Origin of the sequence: Pseudobutyrivibrio ruminis AD2017, from assembly GCF_000424305.1 — a bacterium.
GTDB lineage: Bacteria > Bacillota > Clostridia > Lachnospirales > Lachnospiraceae > Pseudobutyrivibrio > Pseudobutyrivibrio ruminis_B.
This window is the reverse complement of record NZ_KE384162.1, coordinates 247,535-267,126: the sequence shown is the minus strand read 5'-3', so window position 1 is coordinate 267,126 and position 19,592 is coordinate 247,535. Positions and strand designations below refer to the sequence as shown.

The following is a 19,592-nucleotide window of genomic DNA, read 5'->3' as shown; positions in this document are numbered from 1 at the left end:
ACCACAAATGCTTCATATATGAGTATAACTATAAAATTTTATAATTCAAGTTAATTATTAGTATTTAAAATATCAGGATTATTCTCAGGATTGTTGACGTAAACACCAAATTCCTCCATTGTAGAAATTATGGTGGAACGAACAATATCTGCCACCTCGTATGTTTTTAAATCTTTGTACTCATCATAAGTGATTGGCTTTCCAAAAATCACCTTAGTAGTAACAGGGCCAGGCTTTAGACTGTTGAACGCTAAGTATGAATCAATAAGTGTAACTGGAATGATTGGTGCCTTAGCTCGCATTGCACATTTAAAGCTTCCTGGCTTAAAACGTTGAACGATATTACCATTAGTATTGTAACCACCCTCCGAGAACAAAATAAAGCGCTTTCCTTCAAGAACTTCTTTGGTGATTTGATCCATAATGCGAATGTTCTGTCTTACATCATCAAGCGCAAGTCGTTTAGCACCTAACAGATCAACCATCTCCCTAACAAGGAAGCCATATGATTTAGCTTTATCCATTACAAATGTACATGGTTCCCTATGAGCATACATAATACCTAAGGCATCGTATTTTCCCTGATGGTTTGGATACATAACGTAACCACCCTCTTCAGGTAAATTCTCTGTGCCGTATATTTCAGTAGTTATTCTGGCACTCTTTTTAAGATATCTGATTAAACGTAACGCATAAGCATATCTGGTCTTTTCTGGATATTTATCCTTATGCGTTATCATCTTACGCATAGTAGGAATGATTTCTGGCCCACGCTTCGCGTTAAATAAAATTGCAATAAAAAAACGTAACATACACTCTCCCAAACACAAAATGTTGTGTGAATTCTATATATAATCAATATATATATTACCATATAAATAAGAGAGTTTGAATAGGCTATAATCCTATAGCTTTTCATAAGAAGAATATTCGATTACTAAGAATTTTCCTTCTGTAATATTATCATCACCAAGGTGATTAATCCTTTTAATATTATTTATGAAATCCTGTTTATCAGTGTAATCAGGCCCCATAAACTGATCAGCGATAGTCCATAGGCTATCACCAGTCTGAATTTCATAACTGGTATAGTAAGTATATATTGGTCTACTGCTTTTAGCTGTAGCTTTATTAGTAAATAGCAAAGCACCAAATATAACTGTAACTAAAAGAAGACCTGCAACCATGATTTTTCTATTCCTTACAATGATTTCTGCTTTTCTATTGTTTTTCATATTGACCCTCCAAATTTATGTTCGGAACCTTTGTTCTGAATTCAATATAATACCGAACAATCGTTTTGTCAACATTTTTTTCGAACAAAATTTCTGAAAGTTTGTTTGCAAAAATATGTTCAGTGTGCTATTGTAAGTGTATAGTAAATTTGAAAGGAGTATTTCGCTATGGCATACGGAAAAATATCTGCTAAGCAGCGTGAAATTCTTGAAGAAATAAAGCAGGCTATTTTGAATAAGGGATACCCACCTACAGTTAGAGAACTATGTGACGCATGTAACCTCAGATCTACATCTTCTGTTCATGCACATTTGGAAACACTTGAAAAAAACGGATATTTAAAACGAGATCCTTCGAAGCCTAGAGCTATCGAAATCGTAGATGATAATTTTAATATGATTCGTCGTGAAGTTGTTAATGTTCCTGTTGTTGGAAATGTTGCTGCAGGCCAGCCACTTCTCGCTGTACAGAACATTGAAGAATACTTCCCTATCCCAGCTGAGCACGTTCCTCAACACCAGGCATTTATGCTTAGGGTTAAGGGCGAATCAATGATTAACGCCGGTATTCTTGATGGTGACACTATCATGGTTCAGCAGCAGGATACAGCTAATAACGGAGATATGGTTGTTGCACTTGTAGATGACAGTGCTACAGTTAAAACATTCTATAAAGAAAACGGTCACATTCGTCTTCAGCCAGAAAACGATACTATGGATCCAATCATCGTAGATAATTGTGTAATCCTCGGAAAAGTGTTCGGCGTATTCCGTTTCTTCTAAATAAAAAATACCCCTTACGGGGTATTTTTTTTATAACTCTTTTGAATCGATAACGATACCATCTTTCCAGATTCTCTCTAAATCATAGAATAATCTATCTTCCTCAGAGAATAGGTGAACGATAACATCTTCATAATCCATAAGCACCCAAGTACTTGAACGGTTACCCTCAATTGATTTAGCATGAATGCCCTGCTCATAAAGGATTCTATCTACTTCATCCTGCATAGCATTAAGCTGACTCTGGTTAGATGCTGATGCAACAATAAAGAAATCAGCCATAACACTAACCTCTGAAATATCTATAGCCTTAACATCAATGGCCTTTTTGTCATCGAGGGCTTTGCAAATAAGCTTTGCCATTTCTCTTGCTTCCATGTTTCTACCTCTCTTCTATAAACTTTTTATAAAAATTAAATGTATCTATTGTAGTTGGGTCTACCATGTCTGGATTAGCATTTAGATAATTAACTGAATCTTCTAATATCAAATAAACACACATATCCAAATCAGTAAAAGCTGTGGCACGGATAACATCAAGTCTAGGCTGTTTATCTCTGCCAGGCTCGATATAATCAGCCACAAATATAATCTTATCTAAAAGATTCATATTAGGACAGCCTGTTGTATGAACTGCAATAGCGTGAGCAATCTGTTCGTCGAAAACATCATATTTGCTTTTGCAGTAATGAGCTCCAACCTTTCCATGTAGCAAATGAGGATATTTATATTCTATATCTGTTACAGGAATATTATTCTTCTCACAAACACTAAGTCGTTTTTCATCTGAAATGCATTTAGCGCAATCATGAAGCATACCAGCTACCATAGCTGTATTTGCTGGATAATTCCATCTTGTAGCTAAAGCGTATGACATGTTCGCAACACCAATAGTATGAATGTATCTGCCAGGCTTTAACTCTTTTTTCATTTCATCATCTAAACGGCTGATATCCTCTTTTGTATAAGAGTATTTGCTATATAGATTATGTTCAACAATGTAATCGTAAACATCTGATGTGACTTCTGATTCAACAATCCTATCTGTATAGAATTCGTCCCTAATCTTTGATGAAGCTAAATCATTAGCATCATAATCGATAAGCATAAAATCACCATCAAACAAATTTTTACATTCATTAATGGCATTTTCGATTTGTCTTATGTCATCTCCAAATCTAGGAGCTACAAGAACTGTAACATATTCAGAAATAACATCTGGCTTCACCCAATTCTTGAAATTAAGCAAACTATCACTTCCCATGATAAAGAAAATCTCATCATCAGGTCTTTCCTTGTGATATTCGCTAAAGGTTATGTAAGAATAACTCTTTCCAGCTCTGTATATTTCTCTATCGTCTATATCTAAACCATCCTGGCCCTTAATAGCAAGCTTTACCATTTCGAGCCTGTTAATATCAGAGACAGATTCCGCAGTATCCTTATGTGGAGGCGTTCCTGCTACTAAGAAATATACTTTATCAAGTTTGTATTGCTCTAAAGCAGCCTTTGCAATCTCAATATGAGTATTATGTATTGGATTAAAGGTGCCGCCGTAAACACCGATTCTAGCCATTTTAAACTCCTGTATTAGTTAGGTAATTTGATAACAGGCTTCTTTGCTGCCCTGTAAAGAATAATTTTCTTACCAATAACTCTAACAACCTCTGAATGAGTACGCTCAGCGAGAATCTGTGCCATCTCACGTGGGTCATCAAAGCAATTCTTTAATACGTTGATTTTAATTAACTCTCTAGCCTCTAATGCCTCGTCTACAGCCTGAGTATGCTCAGGTGTAAGTGAAGCCTTACCAATCTGAAGAATTGGGCTTAAATCAGCTGCTAAAGATGATAAATAAGCTCTTTGTTTATTAGTCATTTCAATACCTCTTACTTGTAATAATCAAACACTAAGCCGTACATTCTAACTGTATCGCCCTCTTGAATACCCTTTTCTTCAAGCTCTTTAAGAATACCCTGCTCCTTAAGAAAGTTCTGGAAGAACATAAATCCTTTTTCAGATTCAAGGTTAGTGTATCCAAGCATCTTTTCAATACGAGGGCCTTCAACAACATAATCACCCTCATCATTGATTGTAACTGTGTATGGCTCATCATCAAATACACGAATAGTTGGGTCAAATTCCTGCTCGTAAACGATAGGTGCATCATCACAAGAATCTAATAATCTAACTACCTCGTATAACAGCTCCTTTAGGCCTTTACCACTAACTGCAGAAATAGCAAATACCTTAATGCCTTTTGGCTCAAATTCTGCCTTTAAGGCCTCAAGAACTTCGTTGCTATCTTCTCCAATAACATCCATCTTGTTAGCTGCAATAACCTGAGGCTTCTTTAGAAGGGCTGGGTCGTAAGCTTCAAGCTCTGCAGAAATAGTTTTGATGTCTTCGATTGGATCACGGCCTTCAACTGAAGCACCATCAACCATGTGTATAATAACCTTTGTTCGCTCGATATGACGAAGGAATTCATGGCCAAGGCCGATTCCTTCTGAAGCGCCTTCAATAAGACCTGGAATATCTGCAATAACGAAACCATTTATATCATCAACATCTACAACACCAAGATTTGGGCTAAGTGTTGTAAAATGATAATTTCCGATTTTAGGATCTGCATTAGTTACGCGAGAAAGGAATGTAGATTTACCTACGTTAGGATAACCAACAAGACCTACATCAGCGATTACCTTAAGCTCAAGTAAAACTTCTAGCTCAATAGCATCTACGCCTGGCTTTGCGTATTTTGGTGCCTGCATTGTAGATGTAGCAAAATGCTGATTACCAAGGCCACCCTTGCCACCTGGGAGAACTATCTGTCTCTTGTTATCTCCTGACATATCAGCGATAACCTTTCCGCTGGCAGCATCCTTAATAACTGTTCCCTCTGGAACCTTAAGAATTAAATCTGCACCGTTCTTTCCGTGACAATTATCTTTGCCACCTTCCTGACCGTTTTCAGCTGCAAATTTACGTCTATGACGGTAATCAGTAAGAGTATTAAGGCCTGGATCGACCTCAAAAATTACATTACCACCATTACCACCATCGCCGCCGTTAGGCCCACCGTTTGGAACGTATTTTTCACGACGGAAACTAACGTGACCATCGCCACCTTTACCTGATTTAATAATAATTTTTGCTCTATCAGCAAATGACATAAAAACTCCTAATCCGCCGATTTATCCATGCCATTTTATTTCTATTAAGATATAAAACAGCTAAAATCGACTGTATTGATTAACTACGTTGTTACCTAAAAAAACGACCCGACTACGTAATACGCATAGTCGGGTCAATCGATTACTGTTCTACTGGATAGACAGAAGCCTGCTTCTTGTCTCTACCTTTTCTTTCGAAACGAAGTACTCCATCAACTAAAGCAAAAAGTGTATCGTCTCCACCGAGACCTACATTGTTGCCTGGAAGAATCTTTGTACCACGCTGTCTGTAAAGAATATTGCCAGCCTTAACGAACTGACCGTCTGCTCTCTTTGCGCCTAATCTCTTAGACTCTGAATCTCTACCGTTCTTTGTAGAGCCTACACCCTTTTTATGAGCGAAGAACTGAAGGTTCATCTGTAACATGTCTTACACCTCCTTGTATTGTAATGAAATATATTCATCACCGTATTGTTTTTGAATTTCGTCTAAACCTAGTAACATTGAATCTAACAAAAGCTTAGATTTGTCGGAAAGTGGTTCTGGAAAAGTCATGACTAAATGACCACCATCTTCAGCAGCATCAACAGAAAAAGCATCATCTGTAAAACGTTCGATACTATTAAAAGTGTTGATAGCTAATACTGAAACTGCAGCGCAGACAATGTTTTGTCCTGCTTCTACATCACCAGCATGTCCGTCTAAGGAAACCTGTTTGAATTCTGCTCCAGATTTAGTAATAATAACGGAAACCATAATTAGCCGTTAATCTTCTCAATCTTAACCTGAGTGAAAGCCTGTCTGTGGCCATTCTTCTTGTGGTAACCTGTTTTTCTCTTGTACTTGTAAACGATTACCTTCTTACCTCTGCCTTCTTTAACAACAGAAGCCTCAACTGAAGCGCCTTCTACTGTAGGTGCGCCAACCTTGAGTTCCTTGTCGCTAACAGCAAGAACCTGATCAAAAGTAACCTTCTCACCAGCCTCTACACCAAGCTTTTCAATGGTAATGATATCGCCTTCAGAAACTTTGTACTGCTTACCACCTGTTGCAATAATTGCGTACATGGTTGCTCCTCCTTTTTATCATTACTCGCCAGTTTCGGTGGTGTTTCGGAATGAAACACACTTAAAAAACCACACTGAGCGGCATACTCAAGTATATTAACATAGGATTTCATCTTCGTCAATGAAAAAGGCCACAAAATTTTCGATAAATTTAGTCAATTGTATGTGCACTACCTAAATGCTTGGTTAGATAGGCATCTAATGAGCTCATTTTACCTGCTGCCTCTTCCCTGATTTTTTTGGCTTCATCATCTAAACAGTGCTTGCAGGTTTTACGAAGGTCTTCCTCTTCATTTGAAGAAAACCACTCATCAAATTGTTCCTGTAAATCACTATCCTGCTTAAAATGGAACTTGCTAAGCTGTAAGGTAAGCTGCGAAATCGAACGTATTCTTACCGCACTCTTAGCCTCGTCTGTAAGATTAAGCTCCGGATGTTCCTTATTGTATTTAACAATTTCCTCGTTGGCTAAATCCTCAGCCCTTTTTTCAACAACTGCAATTACATCTTTTAACTCCATAGTTTATACCCCCGTAAAATAAACTAGAGTTCAATAAGTTCGTATTCCTTGCTTCCAACATTAAGTGATGCTGCTACATCAACTGTATGCTCGCCATTTCTAGATGTAACACGCTCTAAGAAATGGTCTCTTCCAACATCCTTAGATGCATAAACTAAATCAAGACACGCTCTATCAATTGCAACTGGGTCTAAGCTGGCTAAAATACCAATATCCTTAAGACATGGGTCCTCGGCAACTGCACAGCAGTCACAGTCAACAGACATATTTGCCATTACATTGATAAATGCCATATTTCCTTTGAAATGGTCTACTACGGCAGATGCAGCTTCAGCCATGCTTTCCAAAAAAGCATTCTGCTCAGGTAAATCATTCCATACGATATCCTGTTCACTTGCAAGCTTGTATTTGCCAGCAGAATGAATCTGAACCTTTCCAGCACAGGATGCACATCCAATAGAAAGCTGCTTTAGAGCGCCACCGAAGCCACCCATTGGGTGCCCCTTAAAATGAGAAAGTACAAGCATTGAATCATAATTAAGTAAATTCTTTCCCATAATATCTGTCTTAAGATGTGTTCCGTTCTTAACAGGAATCTCTATATCAGGACCTTCTGCATCCATTAAATCCACATCAAACAACTCATTCCAGCCGTGGCGCTTAAGTAGTTTGATATGCTTATCTGTGTAATTTCTTTCACCCTCATAAGCTGTATTACATTCAACTATAGTGCCGTTAACATGCTCAACCATTGGCTTCCAAAATGCAGGCTTAAGATAATTCTGATTTCCTTCCTCACCAGAATGAACCTTAACAGCAACCTTACCTGGAAGCTTAATGCCTAGTTCATCGTACATCTTTACAACATTCTCAGCTGTTACATTTTTGATAAAATAAACTTTAGATGCCATAAAATCCCTCCATACATATTTTCAACTAGTTTAATTATACTTTGCTAAGAATTTACATGCAATAAGTCTATTCCCACAAATTTCTAAAGCCTTGATACTGCCACAATCCTGCATTTGAAGCTTCTGCTTCCTTTGTTAAGGATTGTAGAATATCATCATGGGCAACAGTTGGCTCATATCTTCTTCCTATTCCATAGCCATTTTTTACGATTATAGCATTTACCATGGATTCTTTAATAGCAGCTTCATCAAAGGTATCCTTAACATCTTCAAGCCATACATAAGCTAAGATTCTATCATACTGGTCATCGCTGTCTACATCATATTCTAAATATAATGTACCTGCATTTGAAAGAAGTTCCTTAGTATAGTCAGATGCCATAACACCATATTTATTATTACGTTCTTCTTCCTTAGCAACAGATTCTGGAGTATCTATACCAATCATACGAACTCTCTTATGCTCACCTGTTTTATCTTCTACAATAATTGTATCTCCATCTACTGTTCTAATAAATTTTACTGCATCCAAATTGCTCTCCTGACTGTTTGTATCATTTGAAATATTAATATCAGTAACATTTTGACTATTAAGATATTCAGGAACACCTACGCCAATCATAATTGCTATAAGGATAATTCCTATTCTTTGCCATTTATTTTGTGTTTTCATATTTTTCTCCCTTATTTCATCTCCATCTTTTATGCAATAATTAAATTATCTGAAATGGTGAAAAACATCTACTTCTTGTGATTTCTAAAAGTCCTAAGTTAGTAAAACCATGTATGTTGACAATTGAGATATCGTTTTTAAATGCTTCCTTAGCAAATTCTAACAATTGCATTTCCTCTGACTTTGATACCTTAAGTAAATCCACAATTATTATTCCAGATATTGAACGAAGCCTAAGCTGATGTGCTATTTCTTTTAAAGCCTCCAGGTTAGTTTCCATGGCTGTAGATTTGCCATAATTCTTTGATGAATTTACATCGATAATAGTCATGGCCTCTGTAGGCTCTATGATAATATTAGCGCCAGATTTAAGATGCACTATTTTAGAGGTAGCCCTGTCAAGTAAGCTCGTCAATCCATAAACATTCCAAAGTGATAAATTTTCATCTTCATAGATTCTGGCATCACAGTTATTTGCTAAATCAATTAAATCTGTAATAACCTCAGAATCTTTTGATGCATAATTATCTAAATAATAATTTATGAAATTATAATTTTTATTTTCATCAGTGATTTCAGCTATAAAATTACATGAATAAGGCTTTACGCCCTTTCTATCCTGAAAAATTTGCACATAAAACTGGTCAGCCTGGCACACCAGCTTTTTATCAGAGTGACGGGTTACAAAGCTTTCAGGCTTTAACTTTCTATTTTCGATAAAACCCTTATCACCTGAGTCAAGCTTTACAATACAAGCATCTATATCATTTAAAACCTTTTCAACTGTGGCCATAGAAACCTCACCAATCTTAGTAATATCAAGATTGATTAAATCTACAGGCTTATCATTTTCATCAAAAGAAACAAGGAGCCTAAGCTCCTTGTCCTGATATAATCCATTAGTAATAACTACTTTATTAACGCTCATCCCCTATGTCTCCCAAAGAAACAAAGCTATCAACCTCACCTGTAAACATATCTACACGATGAATATCAAGTGTAAGCTCATCAAATTCTGGTAACCCAAGATATTCATGAAATGCCTTAATAACAAGTTCAGGCTTGATATTATCAGTACTGCCTGATGATAAAAGTAAATCATATACAGGCACACCATCTTTTACTTCAATATTAAATCTATAGATGAGTGGTTTCAAATCAAGCTCGCGCTCACCCTTTTTAGTCTTTTTAACGATGTTAATAGCTGCAGCCTCATCAAAGAATTTTTCTTTAAGGTCACAGATATTATCGATATAACAAGCATCATCCTTGCTGTCCTTATAGGTAACAATGTAGCTTGCTGCTGTAACAGCACTCATACATTTTTCAGCGTTATCTGGAAGGTATTTAAAGCTTGTAATAGCAAGGCCTTCTACCATGTTCTCGTTAAGAGAAGCTATTCCCTTAGCTGAAGCAACCTCTTCTTTAATATCTATATCCATGTATTCGCCCTCAGATGTAAGTCCAACACCAAGAGGTGATGCAAAGGACATAATCTGATGTGGGTTAAAGCCTTCTGAATATCTGATTGGAAGGCCTGATCTTTTGACAGCCTTTTGAAAGAAACGCATCAAATCCAAATGGCCTACATATCTCATTATTCCTGTTTTTTCAAATCTAATTCTAACGCGCATTGTGACATACCCCCGATCCGATTTTTGCAGAACCGCATCCGCTGCAGCCCATTTTACAGTTAGGAGTAACCTTTTCATTCATTGCGTTATTCCATTCTCTCTTTAAGAATTCCTTTGATACGTGACAATCAATGAAATCCCATGGAAGAATTTCATCTAAATCGCGCTGTCTATAGGCATAATAATCTATAGAAATATTGTTCTTTTCAAAAGCAGCAAGCCATTTATCAAAGTCAAAGTATTCGCCCCATGCATCAAAGAAGCATCCACTATTATATGCATCCAAAATTGCAGGACAAAGTCTTCTATCGCCTCTTGCAAATACACCTTCAAGTACAGTTACATCTGAATGATGCCAGTTGTACTTTAGTGATTTTTGATTAAGCTGTGCCTTCATTTCGTCGTTAACTACCTTGGCGCGACGTAAGTATTCTCCTGCTTCGTACATAGGAGCCCACTGGAATGGTGTAAATGGCTTTGGTACGAAGAATGATGTAGAAATAGTAATCTGGCATCTTCCCTGACGCTGATCCTTTGGAACCGTCTCATAGTATGCAGCAGCAATATCGTTGGCAAGCTGTGGAATAGCCTTCATATCTTCGTCAGTCTCAGAAGGAAGACCAAGCATGAAATAAAGCTTAACCTTATTCCAACCACCCTTAAAGGCAAGTGTGGCACCGCCTAAGATGTCTTCTACAGTAAGGCCCTTATTGATAACGTTACGCATTCTCTGGCTACCAGCCTCTGGTGCAAATGTAATGCTAGATTTTCTAACATCCTGAACCTTTGACATAACATCAAGTGAAAATGCATCAATTCTAAGTGAAGGAAGTGATACGTTAACACCCTCAGATAGACAATCATCAATAAGGAAATCCATAAGTTCTCCAAGTGCATGATAATCACTTGAAGAAAGTGAACTAAGTGATATTTCCTCATGTCCTGTAGCAGCAAGTAATTCCTTAGCCTGAGCCTTAAGAACATCAACAGATTTCTCACGATTTGGACGATAAATCATACCTGCCTGGCAGAAGCGACAGCCTCTGATACAGCCACGCTGAATCTCAAGTACTACTCTATCCTGAATAGCACGTACAAATGGAATAAGCATCTTTGTAGGATAGCTGGAAGAATCCATATCCTTGACAACCTGTCTTTCGATGGTAGCTGGAACATCATCATAAATAGGTTTGAAGCTTTCGATGGTTCCATCGCTTTCCTTATATGTAACTTCGTATAAAGAAGGTACATATATTCCAGGAATCTTTGAAGCCGCGCGTAAAAATGCTGCTCTATCAAAGCCAGTAGCCTTGTGCTTTTTATAAAGCTCTAAAAGTGCTGGATAGCTGGTTTCACCTTCGCCAACATATACTAAATCTACAAAATCCGCTATTGGCTCAGGATTAGTAGCGCAAGGACCACCAACCACTACGATAGGGTCGTTGTTTTCTCTATCCTTAGTAAGAAGTGCAACTCCTGCCAAATCAAGAATCTGCAGAATGTTTGTGTAGCACATTTCGTATTGAAGTGTCATACCAATGAAATCAAAATCCTTAATTGGATCCTGTGATTCCAACGCAAAAAGAGGTATATCCCTTTCCTTCATCAGATTATGCAAATCTGGCCAAGGCGAATATACCCTTTCACAATATGTATCCTCACGCTTGTTAAGCATATCGTATAGGATAGCTATTCCAAGATGAGACATACCAACCTCGTAGACATCAGGAAAGCACATTGCAAATCTGATGTCCACGTCAGCTGGATTTTTAATTACACTATTAAATTCGTTGCCGATATAACGTGCAGGCTTATCAATCTGCATCAAAATATCGTCAGGTAAAGCTAGTTTTTTCATATAATCCTATCTTTGAGCAAGCTCCGATGTGATATCTTCCCATGTGACACCCTTTTCAGCCATAAGAACCATCAGGTGATACAGGAAATCTGATATCTCGTATTTGGTCTCCTCAGAATCTGGATTCTTGGCTGCAATAACAATCTCTGTAGCCTCTTCACCAACCTTCTTAAGGATTTTATCAAGGCCCTTATCAAACAGATAATTTGTGTAAGAACCTTCCTTTGGATGTTCCTTTCTATCCATAATGATGGCGTAAACATCCTCAAATACCTTCAGCGGATTTCGCTCAACATACTCCTTTTTAACTATCTCATTGAAGAAGCAGCTAGGTGCGCCAGTGTGACATGCCACTCCAACTTGAGACACTTTCGCCAAAATAGTATCAAAATCACAGTCAGCAGTCAATGACTTGACATACTGAAAATGACCGCTAGTCTCTCCCTTTACCCAAAGTGATTGTCTAGAACGAGAAAAATATGTCATCTTTCCTGTACGAATAGTGGCATTTAAAGATTCCTCATTCATGTAAGCCACCATAAGAACCTCACCAGTCTGGAAATCCTGCACTACTGTAGGAACAAGCCCATCTGAGTTTGGCTTTAAATCACTCCAGGAAAGCTTTGGTTCAAAGTTATCCATCTTAATGCCCGCATCAGACAGCTCGCTTTTAATCTGCATGATGTCTGTATTGGTATCATTAAGGAATGCACCAGATATACCTCTTATATGATCTGATTTAAGAAGCTTTAACACATAATCAAAATCATATTCATCAACCTGCATGATGTAAGGAGTGTCAGTAATGTTTTCCAAGCTCTCCAACAAAGATGAATTCATGATTACAAGCTCGTGAACATTATCCTGCAAAAAATCCTTTGTTTTGAAAAGAAAATCAACAGTTGAAAGACTGACAAGCATCTTGCTGGCTCCAAATCTTGCTGAAGCCTCCTTTAACAAATCGATAGTTTCAGGCTTAGAGCCATTAAGAATAACCTCTACGCAGCCTGCATAAAGAAGCTTTTTAACATCCTCTAATCTTTTGATATTTCCGCCACCGGCTGTTTTAACCTGGATATTTCTGTTAATCTCACGAATGGCCAAAATATTTTTTTCATGTTCCTCGTCTGTAGATGATAAATCATAAATGATTAATTTATCTATACCACTGTCGTCATATACAGCGGCTAATTCTAAAACATCTTTCTTTTTATTTAATTCTGTCGGACTTTTAACTGCCATTCCATCCTTTATGTAGATAGTAGCGACAATATTTTTGTGTTCCATAGTAATGCTCCTTTAAAAGTCTATATAGTCCCTTTTGTTGTCATAGCATCTTTTATTCTAGGGTCGATAATTGTGGCATCATCCAAAGCCTTGGCAAACGCCTTGAATATAGCCTCACACATATGATGAGAATTGCCAGGTGTTATTACTTTAATATGCAAATTCATTGCAGCTGAATAAGAAATTGCATAGAAAAATTCCTTCACCATTTCTGTATCCATGTAACCGATTTTTTCAGTTGGAAAATCGGCTTCAAAAGAAAGGTAAGGTCTGCCAGATAAATCGATAGCAACCATAACAAGCGTCTCATCCATGGGCAAAATGCAGCTGCCGTATCTTTTTATACCTGCTTTATTCCCACAAGCCTTTTTAATTGCATTTCCAAGAACAATACCAGTATCTTCAATGGTATGATGACAATCAACCTGCAAATCCCCTTTTATTTCTGCAGTCATGTCAAAAAGGCCGTGTCTAATAAATGCATCCAGCATATGGTCAAAGAAACCTATGCCTGAATTAACATTACAGTTACCACATCCATCTAAAGAAAAATCTATAGTTATATCTGTTTCTTTAGTTTTTCTAGCTACTTTAGCTCTTCTTTCGTCAGACATATTCCACCCCAAATTTTGTGTTTTCAAACAATTTAATTATACCTAATATCAATAGTTATTTAAAGTAAATTAAACATTCTCGAATCTAACTTTGATAGAATTTGCATGAGCCGTAAGCTGCTCGTTATTTGCAAACTTTACAATGTCAGGATAAACTGCCTCAAGAGCCTCTTTTGAATATGAAATAATGCTGGATTTCTTAATAAAATCGTCTACTGAAAGGGCTGAGAAAAATCTGGCTGTTCCATTAGTTGGAAGTACGTGATTTGGGCCAGCAAAATAATCTCCCAAAGGTTCAGAGGAATACTGTCCAAGAAAAATAGCGCCAGCATTTTTAACATAAGTCATATCCTCAAAAGGATTAGCTGTAACAATTTCAAGATGCTCAGATGCGATGGCATTTACACAATCTATGGCGTCCTTTTTGTTTTCTGCAATAAGTAAATATCCAAAATTATCCAGTGACTTTTGAATAATATCTTTTCTAGATAAAATCTTTACAAAACGCTCTATCTCACTTTCAACCTCATCAGCAAGCTTTGCAGATGTAGTAACAAGTATTGCAGATGCAAGCTCATCATGCTCAGCCTGAGATAATAAATCCGCAGCCACATAGGTTGGATTTGCAGTTTCATCAGCAAGTACTAAAATCTCCGAAGGGCCTGCAATAGAATCGATGGATACATATCCAAATACTGCCTTTTTAGCCAAGGCTACAAATATGTTTCCAGGACCAACAATCTTATCAACCTTGGCAATAGATTCTGTACCAAAAGCAAGGGCTGCAATAGCCTGAGCTCCACCACATTTATAAATAACATCAACGCCAGCTTCGTTAGCAGCTACAAGTGTACTAGGGTTTACTTTTCCAAATTTGTCGCATGGGGTAGTCATATAAATATTAGGTACGCCTGCTACCTTTGCGGGCATAACATTCATAAGAACTGATGAAGGATAAACAGCCTTTCCGCCAGGAACATACACTCCCACCTTATCCAGTGGGGATACCTTCTGCCCAAGGATGATTCCCTCTTCTGATGTAAACCAGCTGTTTTGCTTTTGCTTAGCGTGGAAGCTTTCGATATTTACTAAAGCCTTTCTAATAACTTCAACCAGCTCCTCAGGTACTTCCTTGTAAGCTGCTTCTATTTCTGCCTTAGTAACAACAATGTTGTCCTTATTAATATCAGCCCCATCAAATTTCTTCGTATATGCGAATACAGCCTCATCACCCTTTTCTCTTACCGTATTTACGATATCAGAAACTGTCTGCTCGTATTCAGTGTATTGGCTAGGGCTTCGCTTAAGAAGTGACTCTAAAATGTTATCAATTGTATCTTTAGTAAGCTTAAGCTTTCTCATTTTCTAATGCTCCCTTTAGTCGTTCGATTAAATCTGTAATTCTTTCATTTTCCATTTTCATGGATACCTGGTTAACAACCATTCTGGCTGAAAGAGGACAAACCTCCTCCAACACAACCAAACCATTTTCTCTTAAGGTGGATCCGGTTTCTACTATATCTACAATAACTTCAGACAAACCAACTATAGGCGCAAGCTCAATAGAACCATTTAGCTTTATAATCTCAACAGTCTGATTTTTGATATTGTAAAAATAATCCTTTGCAATTCGAGGATATTTGCTGGCTACTCTGATAAGCTCATGATGCTTTAATAAATCAGCAGCATCAGCAGGACCGCATACACACATGCGACATTTTCCAAAGCCCAAATCTAACACCTCATAGATATTTCTGTTTTCTTCTAAGATAGTGTCTTCTCCTACAACGCCGATGTCCGCAGCACCATATTCAACATAGGTTGGCACATCTGGCCCTTTAGCTAAGAAAAATTTAAGCTTAAGCTCCTCGTTAGTGAAAATCAGCTTTCTTGTATCTGGGTCCTTCATTTCCTCACAAGTAATACCGATGCTTTCAAAGAGCTCTAGTGTTTTTTTAGCAAGACGCCCTTTACCCAGGGCGAAGGTTAAGTATTTATTCTCCATAGTTACACCTCACAAAAGGGAATCCTTTTAAGTGCTAGCATTAATTGGTCAACAGTAATTGCAAATCCTATAGCAGGAGCTTCCTTTCCAAAATGACTAAGAAGTGTATCGTATCTACCGCCCTTTACAAGTGGTTCTCCAACTCCGTAAGAATATCCTGTAAAAATTATTCCTGTGTAATACTTGTATTCTGAAATCATACCAAGCTCAAATGATATATAATCTATCACCTTATTTTTATTTAAAATCTCATAAAGCTTTGTAAGATATTCTAGTGCATCATAAACCTTTTTATATTTTTTAGCTTTTTCAAGATAAGGTGCCCATTCCTTTGGAGAATTCATGATTTTACCTGTAATATCAAAAAGCTCAACAAGTCCATGGCTAACCTCCGCCTGTTCCAACAGCTCCTTTGCACCAAAGAAATTCTTGTTTGAAATGAGGTTGATTAATTTTTCTTCCTGCTCCTCTGAAAGATTAGCAGCATCAATCAATCCTCTTACAACATCAATGTGCCCAACACCTATTTCAAATTCTTTTAATCCGATTTTTTTAAGGGCATTTACAACTATTGTAAGAATCTCAGCATCAGCATCCACAGAGCTGTCACCTATAAATTCGCAGCCAGCCTGGGTAGTTTCCTTGAGACGTCCTTGAAGGCTATGATAATTAATAAATACATTACCCTCATAAGAAAGCTTAACAGCCTCATCAGTATCGGAAAAATACATCGCAGCAGCTCTTGCAACAGATGGTGTTATATCTGGTCTAAGAACCAGCGTGTTTCCATCTCTATCAAAGAACTTGAACATTTCGTTTGATTTACAGCTTCCTACCTCCTTAGAAAAGGTATCAAAATATTCAAAGGTAGGTGTAGATATTGGCCCATAACCAGAATCCTTAAAACATTTTCTAAGATTATAAAGTACATCTAAACGCTGCTCATATTCACTGTTGTAAATGTCTCGTACTCCCTCTGGAGTGTGTAATGTAAGATTTTTCATAATTGTCCCTCAAATGCATTATACTTTAGTGTGATAAAGAACTAAAGTTATTATATATTATATAAGCTCCGAAGTCAACAAAGGCCTCGGAGCTTACAATATATCCATTATTTACTTTTCTATATCAGTACATACTTTGTTTTTTCCGCCATTTTTAGCATCGTAAAGTAATCCATCTGCACGATCAATAGTGCCCAGAACACTTTCAAAATCATGATGATTTGTAACACCAATGCTAACTGTAAGCTTACCTGATTCGATACTTAAATCACTAACAGAAGAAACAAGCTTTTCTGCAAAGCTAATAACTTCTGCATTAGTATAGCCTGCCAGGTAAATCATAAATTCTTCTCCACCCCAGCGGCCAACAGATGCATTTTTCATGCTACCAACTTCTTTTTTTAAATAATCTGAAAGCAATCTTAGCGCTTTATCTCCTTCGCTATGGCCATATCTATCATTTAATGCTTTAAAATCATCGATATCTAACATAATCAGATGCCAATCATTGCGGTAAGATGGGCTGGTATTATCTGTAGCATCATAGATAACTCTTTCTATTGCACCACGGTTTAACAAGCCTGTTAAAGCATCATGATTTGCTTTATACAACATATCGTTCAGCTGTTTATTCTTTTCCATCAACTCATCTGTAATGGTATTAATAAATATTGCAAGACGATGTGTTACAGGTAAATTAGAGTTATGGTATCCATAAGCAGTAGAATCCTGATTATACTTTTTAGCTGGCGCACCCTCTCTCATAGCAACACAAACTATAGATAGGTTGTTAAGGAAGGTTGTTCCGTTATAACGAAGTAATTCTCCTAATGCACTAAAACCTGTAGTTTCGATATTTTTAGAGATTTCGGAAACCTCAACATCCTCGTTATAGTCCCAGAAAAGCTTACGACCCATACAGTTAATTACAAATATAGCATCAGGTGAAAAGCTTTTTATATCATCACTAGTTTGTCTTGTGTGATTCATTATTCGTCTAGGATCACCAAATGTAATACGTATATCTGATCCCTGAGGAATATTTGTAGACATCACAATAGACCCGTCAGGATTAACTGATTTAGCATGTCTAATGTATGTAGTATCATCATCTACCTGAACTTCCCATGGGAACTGAAGAGCATCATAAAAGAAATTATTATCCTTATGAATATGTAGATAATGATTGTAAACATCGTATGCTGGCTTGCCATCTAACTCGTATACAACAGCGCCTTCAGATTTAGTGACTTTAAGAGGGTAGCCAATAGCTTTCCATCCAAGCATACGATCAGTATGAATATGTAATTCTGAACCGATATACATAACGCAAACCGAACCATCCATACTGTAATCACAGTCATTAGCAAAAACAAAGGATTTCTGAAACTGGTCTCCTACAGCTACTGCTCCAAATATCTCAACATCATCTGGTAGCCTATCCATAATTTCAACAGCAGCTTCCAATTTCTGATACGGTGCGGCTGTAATAAGCTCTATTCCCTTAAGATTTGGTGTGTTAAGAGCCATATCAAGAAGCTCTTCTTTTTTTACAAAATCTTTTTCTACATAGTAAGGACAAACCTCTACTCTAGTATCAGGATTATCAAAAACCATAGCAGATACAACAATATCATGATCGCACATTGTACCATCATAGATTTCCCCCGTCGCACTACAGCCAACAACTGGAATATCTGGGTAAAGGAATTTCAATGCTTCTCGTACTTTGTCAGTTTCACCCTTATTATCATTAAGGTCAAATGGAACAAACACATGAAATAAAGCATTTTTATCTTTAAGATTCCAATTAGCCACCGTCTGCACAAAGGTTTTATTATATGTTGTTTGCAAAAGTTTCATTATTAGTACTCCAAATAAATTATTTATATATTTGTATTATAATTGTTTTTTATTTTCGTTGTCTATAACCTATTAATGATTAATTCTAAATTCATATGCCGTATTATAGGTTGCAACGTAAAGGACATCATCCTTAACCTCAAATTGAGACGGTGCAGAATCAAGCTTAATTTCATCTACCTTGTCCCCTGTATATCTATCAAGTAGATACAAATAATCTGGTTCGGCAGTAAAGCCGTAACCACAGATAATAGTGTCATCTACTATTTTAAAGTTATTAAAGTTACTTACATTAGGTTCACTTCGCCATAACAGCTTATTTGTCTTCATATCAATTGCAACCATATAATTTGACCATGGCTCTTCTGAAGAATAACCGTTGTGACCAATGGAAACATACAATGTGTTATCTAAAACCTGTGCCCAATTTATAAATTGAGTTGCTGATGAAGTATCGTCAGATTCTTCATCTGGTCCGTTACATACTAACGATAAATCAAAGCTTGCAACATATTCATCTGAATCCTTATCCCATATGTTGATTCCCTGATACTCATAGCCGTATTCACCACCACCTACTGGGTCATATCGATATTTATCGTCTGAATATGGCATTCTAGCATACTCAAATCCATTCTTTGTTGCCCAAACCTCAGTATCGAGATAGTCAGATGAATCCTTTTTAGTTTCAGTTAATGAAATGTGTTTATCTGAAGTAGGCTTGCAAGCAGGGCTCTTATATTTTTTCCATGTTGGATTTTCTATAGCAGGTGGCTCCATATCTCCATCAGGCTCTTCAAACAAATAGTCCCCGTTAGTAATTTGTACACCACCCTTAACGGTTTCAGCATTACCCGCATCACTATTATCAGAACTGCATCCTGTAAAACAGCTAATTATAATTGTCCCTAATAAAAGAATCCCAAGTATTTTATTTTTCATTATTATTTCCCCTATTTTC

Annotated in this window: 23 protein-coding genes; 1 reads left to right on the top strand and 22 read right to left on the bottom strand. The window is 37.0% G+C overall.

Features of this window, described 5'->3' with window-relative positions; translation table 11 throughout:
- Positions 1-50: 50 nt before the first annotated feature.
- Together G611_RS14815 and G611_RS0111435 are read right to left on the bottom strand one after the other, a co-directional pair.
- Positions 51-812: a lysophospholipid acyltransferase family protein gene (locus G611_RS14815; protein WP_051195241.1), complete on the bottom strand. Its 762-nt coding sequence runs from the start codon at positions 810-812 to the stop codon at positions 51-53.
- A gap of 93 nt (positions 813-905) precedes the next feature.
- Positions 906-1,235: a LysM peptidoglycan-binding domain-containing protein gene (locus tag G611_RS0111435; RefSeq protein WP_051195240.1), complete on the bottom strand. Its 330-nt coding sequence runs from the start codon at positions 1,233-1,235 to the stop codon at positions 906-908.
- 168 nt (positions 1,236-1,403) lie between these two features.
- On the opposite strand from G611_RS0111435, the gene lexA reads away from it, so the two are divergent.
- A complete protein-coding gene (gene lexA / locus G611_RS0111430) occupies positions 1,404-2,018 on the top strand; it encodes a transcriptional repressor LexA (protein WP_028243725.1) in 615 nt (204 codons plus the stop codon).
- A 30-nt stretch (positions 2,019-2,048) separates the two neighbouring features.
- Here lexA and rsfS read toward each other — a convergent pair whose 3' ends face one another.
- The 20 genes from rsfS to G611_RS0111330 all read right to left on the bottom strand — a co-directional run bounded on the left by rsfS (position 2,049) and on the right by G611_RS0111330 (position 19,573).
- Positions 2,049-2,396, bottom strand: a complete 348-nt coding sequence (gene rsfS / locus G611_RS0111425; protein ID WP_028243724.1) for a ribosome silencing factor — start codon at positions 2,394-2,396, stop codon at positions 2,049-2,051.
- Positions 2,397-2,400: 4 nt separating this feature from the next.
- The gene (gene nadD, locus G611_RS15660) at positions 2,401-3,594 is read right to left on the bottom strand and encodes a nicotinate (nicotinamide) nucleotide adenylyltransferase (protein ID WP_081657043.1); all 1,194 of its coding nucleotides are present in this window, start codon (positions 3,592-3,594) and stop codon (positions 2,401-2,403) included.
- A 14-nt stretch (positions 3,595-3,608) separates the two neighbouring features.
- A complete protein-coding gene (locus G611_RS0111415) occupies positions 3,609-3,896 on the bottom strand; it encodes a YhbY family RNA-binding protein (RefSeq protein ID WP_028243722.1) in 288 nt (95 codons plus the stop codon).
- A gap of 11 nt (positions 3,897-3,907) precedes the next feature.
- Positions 3,908-5,194 carry a GTPase ObgE gene (gene obgE / locus G611_RS0111410; RefSeq protein WP_036949188.1) on the bottom strand — a complete coding sequence of 429 codons (1,287 nt, stop codon included), beginning with the start codon at positions 5,192-5,194 and terminating at the stop codon, positions 3,908-3,910.
- A 142-nt stretch (positions 5,195-5,336) separates the two neighbouring features.
- Positions 5,337-5,621, bottom strand: coding sequence for a 50S ribosomal protein L27 (gene rpmA / locus G611_RS0111405; protein ID WP_015549701.1), 285 nt, complete (start codon positions 5,619-5,621; stop codon positions 5,337-5,339).
- 3 nt (positions 5,622-5,624) lie between these two features.
- Positions 5,625-5,951, bottom strand: coding sequence for a ribosomal-processing cysteine protease Prp (locus G611_RS0111400; protein ID WP_028243720.1), 327 nt, complete (start codon positions 5,949-5,951; stop codon positions 5,625-5,627).
- A 2-nt stretch (positions 5,952-5,953) separates the two neighbouring features.
- The gene (rplU, locus tag G611_RS0111395; RefSeq protein ID WP_028243719.1) at positions 5,954-6,262 is read right to left on the bottom strand and encodes a 50S ribosomal protein L21; all 309 of its coding nucleotides are present in this window, start codon (positions 6,260-6,262) and stop codon (positions 5,954-5,956) included.
- Positions 6,263-6,413: 151 nt separating this feature from the next.
- Positions 6,414-6,782: a hypothetical protein gene (locus tag G611_RS0111390; protein WP_028243718.1), complete on the bottom strand. Its 369-nt coding sequence runs from the start codon at positions 6,780-6,782 to the stop codon at positions 6,414-6,416.
- A gap of 23 nt (positions 6,783-6,805) precedes the next feature.
- Positions 6,806-7,693 carry a DUF362 domain-containing protein gene (locus G611_RS0111385; RefSeq protein ID WP_028243717.1) on the bottom strand — a complete coding sequence of 296 codons (888 nt, stop codon included), beginning with the start codon at positions 7,691-7,693 and terminating at the stop codon, positions 6,806-6,808.
- 67 nt (positions 7,694-7,760) lie between these two features.
- Positions 7,761-8,366 carry a thermonuclease family protein gene (locus G611_RS15485; protein ID WP_051195239.1) on the bottom strand — a complete coding sequence of 202 codons (606 nt, stop codon included), beginning with the start codon at positions 8,364-8,366 and terminating at the stop codon, positions 7,761-7,763.
- Between the two features lie 40 nt (positions 8,367-8,406).
- Positions 8,407-9,294: a ribonuclease E/G gene (locus G611_RS15480; RefSeq protein ID WP_028243716.1), complete on the bottom strand. Its 888-nt coding sequence runs from the start codon at positions 9,292-9,294 to the stop codon at positions 8,407-8,409.
- A complete protein-coding gene (locus tag G611_RS0111370) occupies positions 9,284-10,000 on the bottom strand; it encodes a TIGR03936 family radical SAM-associated protein (protein ID WP_028243715.1) in 717 nt (238 codons plus the stop codon). The genes G611_RS15480 and G611_RS0111370 overlap by 11 nt, the downstream gene beginning before the upstream one ends.
- Positions 9,990-11,858 (bottom strand): TIGR03960 family B12-binding radical SAM protein, encoded by a 1,869-nt coding sequence (locus G611_RS0111365; protein WP_028243714.1) that lies wholly within the window; start codon positions 11,856-11,858, stop codon positions 9,990-9,992. Before G611_RS0111365 ends, G611_RS0111370 begins: the two co-directional genes overlap by 11 nt.
- A gap of 6 nt (positions 11,859-11,864) precedes the next feature.
- Positions 11,865-13,145 carry a bifunctional phosphoribosyl-AMP cyclohydrolase/phosphoribosyl-ATP diphosphatase HisIE gene (hisIE, locus tag G611_RS0111360; protein ID WP_036949185.1) on the bottom strand — a complete coding sequence of 427 codons (1,281 nt, stop codon included), beginning with the start codon at positions 13,143-13,145 and terminating at the stop codon, positions 11,865-11,867.
- Between the two features lie 20 nt (positions 13,146-13,165).
- Positions 13,166-13,759, bottom strand: coding sequence for an imidazoleglycerol-phosphate dehydratase HisB (gene hisB / locus G611_RS0111355; RefSeq protein WP_028243712.1), 594 nt, complete (start codon positions 13,757-13,759; stop codon positions 13,166-13,168).
- 69 nt (positions 13,760-13,828) lie between these two features.
- Positions 13,829-15,121, bottom strand: coding sequence for a histidinol dehydrogenase (hisD, locus tag G611_RS0111350; protein ID WP_028243711.1), 1,293 nt, complete (start codon positions 15,119-15,121; stop codon positions 13,829-13,831).
- On the bottom strand, positions 15,108-15,764 hold the full coding sequence (gene hisG, locus G611_RS0111345) for an ATP phosphoribosyltransferase (protein ID WP_028243710.1): 657 nt from the start codon (positions 15,762-15,764) through the stop codon (positions 15,108-15,110). Before hisG ends, hisD begins: the two co-directional genes overlap by 14 nt.
- Before the next feature lie 2 nt (positions 15,765-15,766).
- Complete coding sequence (gene hisZ / locus G611_RS14800) at positions 15,767-16,768, bottom strand: ATP phosphoribosyltransferase regulatory subunit (protein WP_036949182.1); 1,002 nt, start codon at positions 16,766-16,768, stop codon at positions 15,767-15,769.
- A 111-nt stretch (positions 16,769-16,879) separates the two neighbouring features.
- Complete coding sequence (locus G611_RS0111335) at positions 16,880-18,631, bottom strand: diguanylate cyclase (RefSeq protein ID WP_028243709.1); 1,752 nt, start codon at positions 18,629-18,631, stop codon at positions 16,880-16,882.
- Positions 18,632-18,703: 72 nt separating this feature from the next.
- Complete coding sequence (locus tag G611_RS0111330) at positions 18,704-19,573, bottom strand: hypothetical protein (protein WP_028243708.1); 870 nt, start codon at positions 19,571-19,573, stop codon at positions 18,704-18,706.
- Positions 19,574-19,592: the final 19 nt, after the last annotated feature.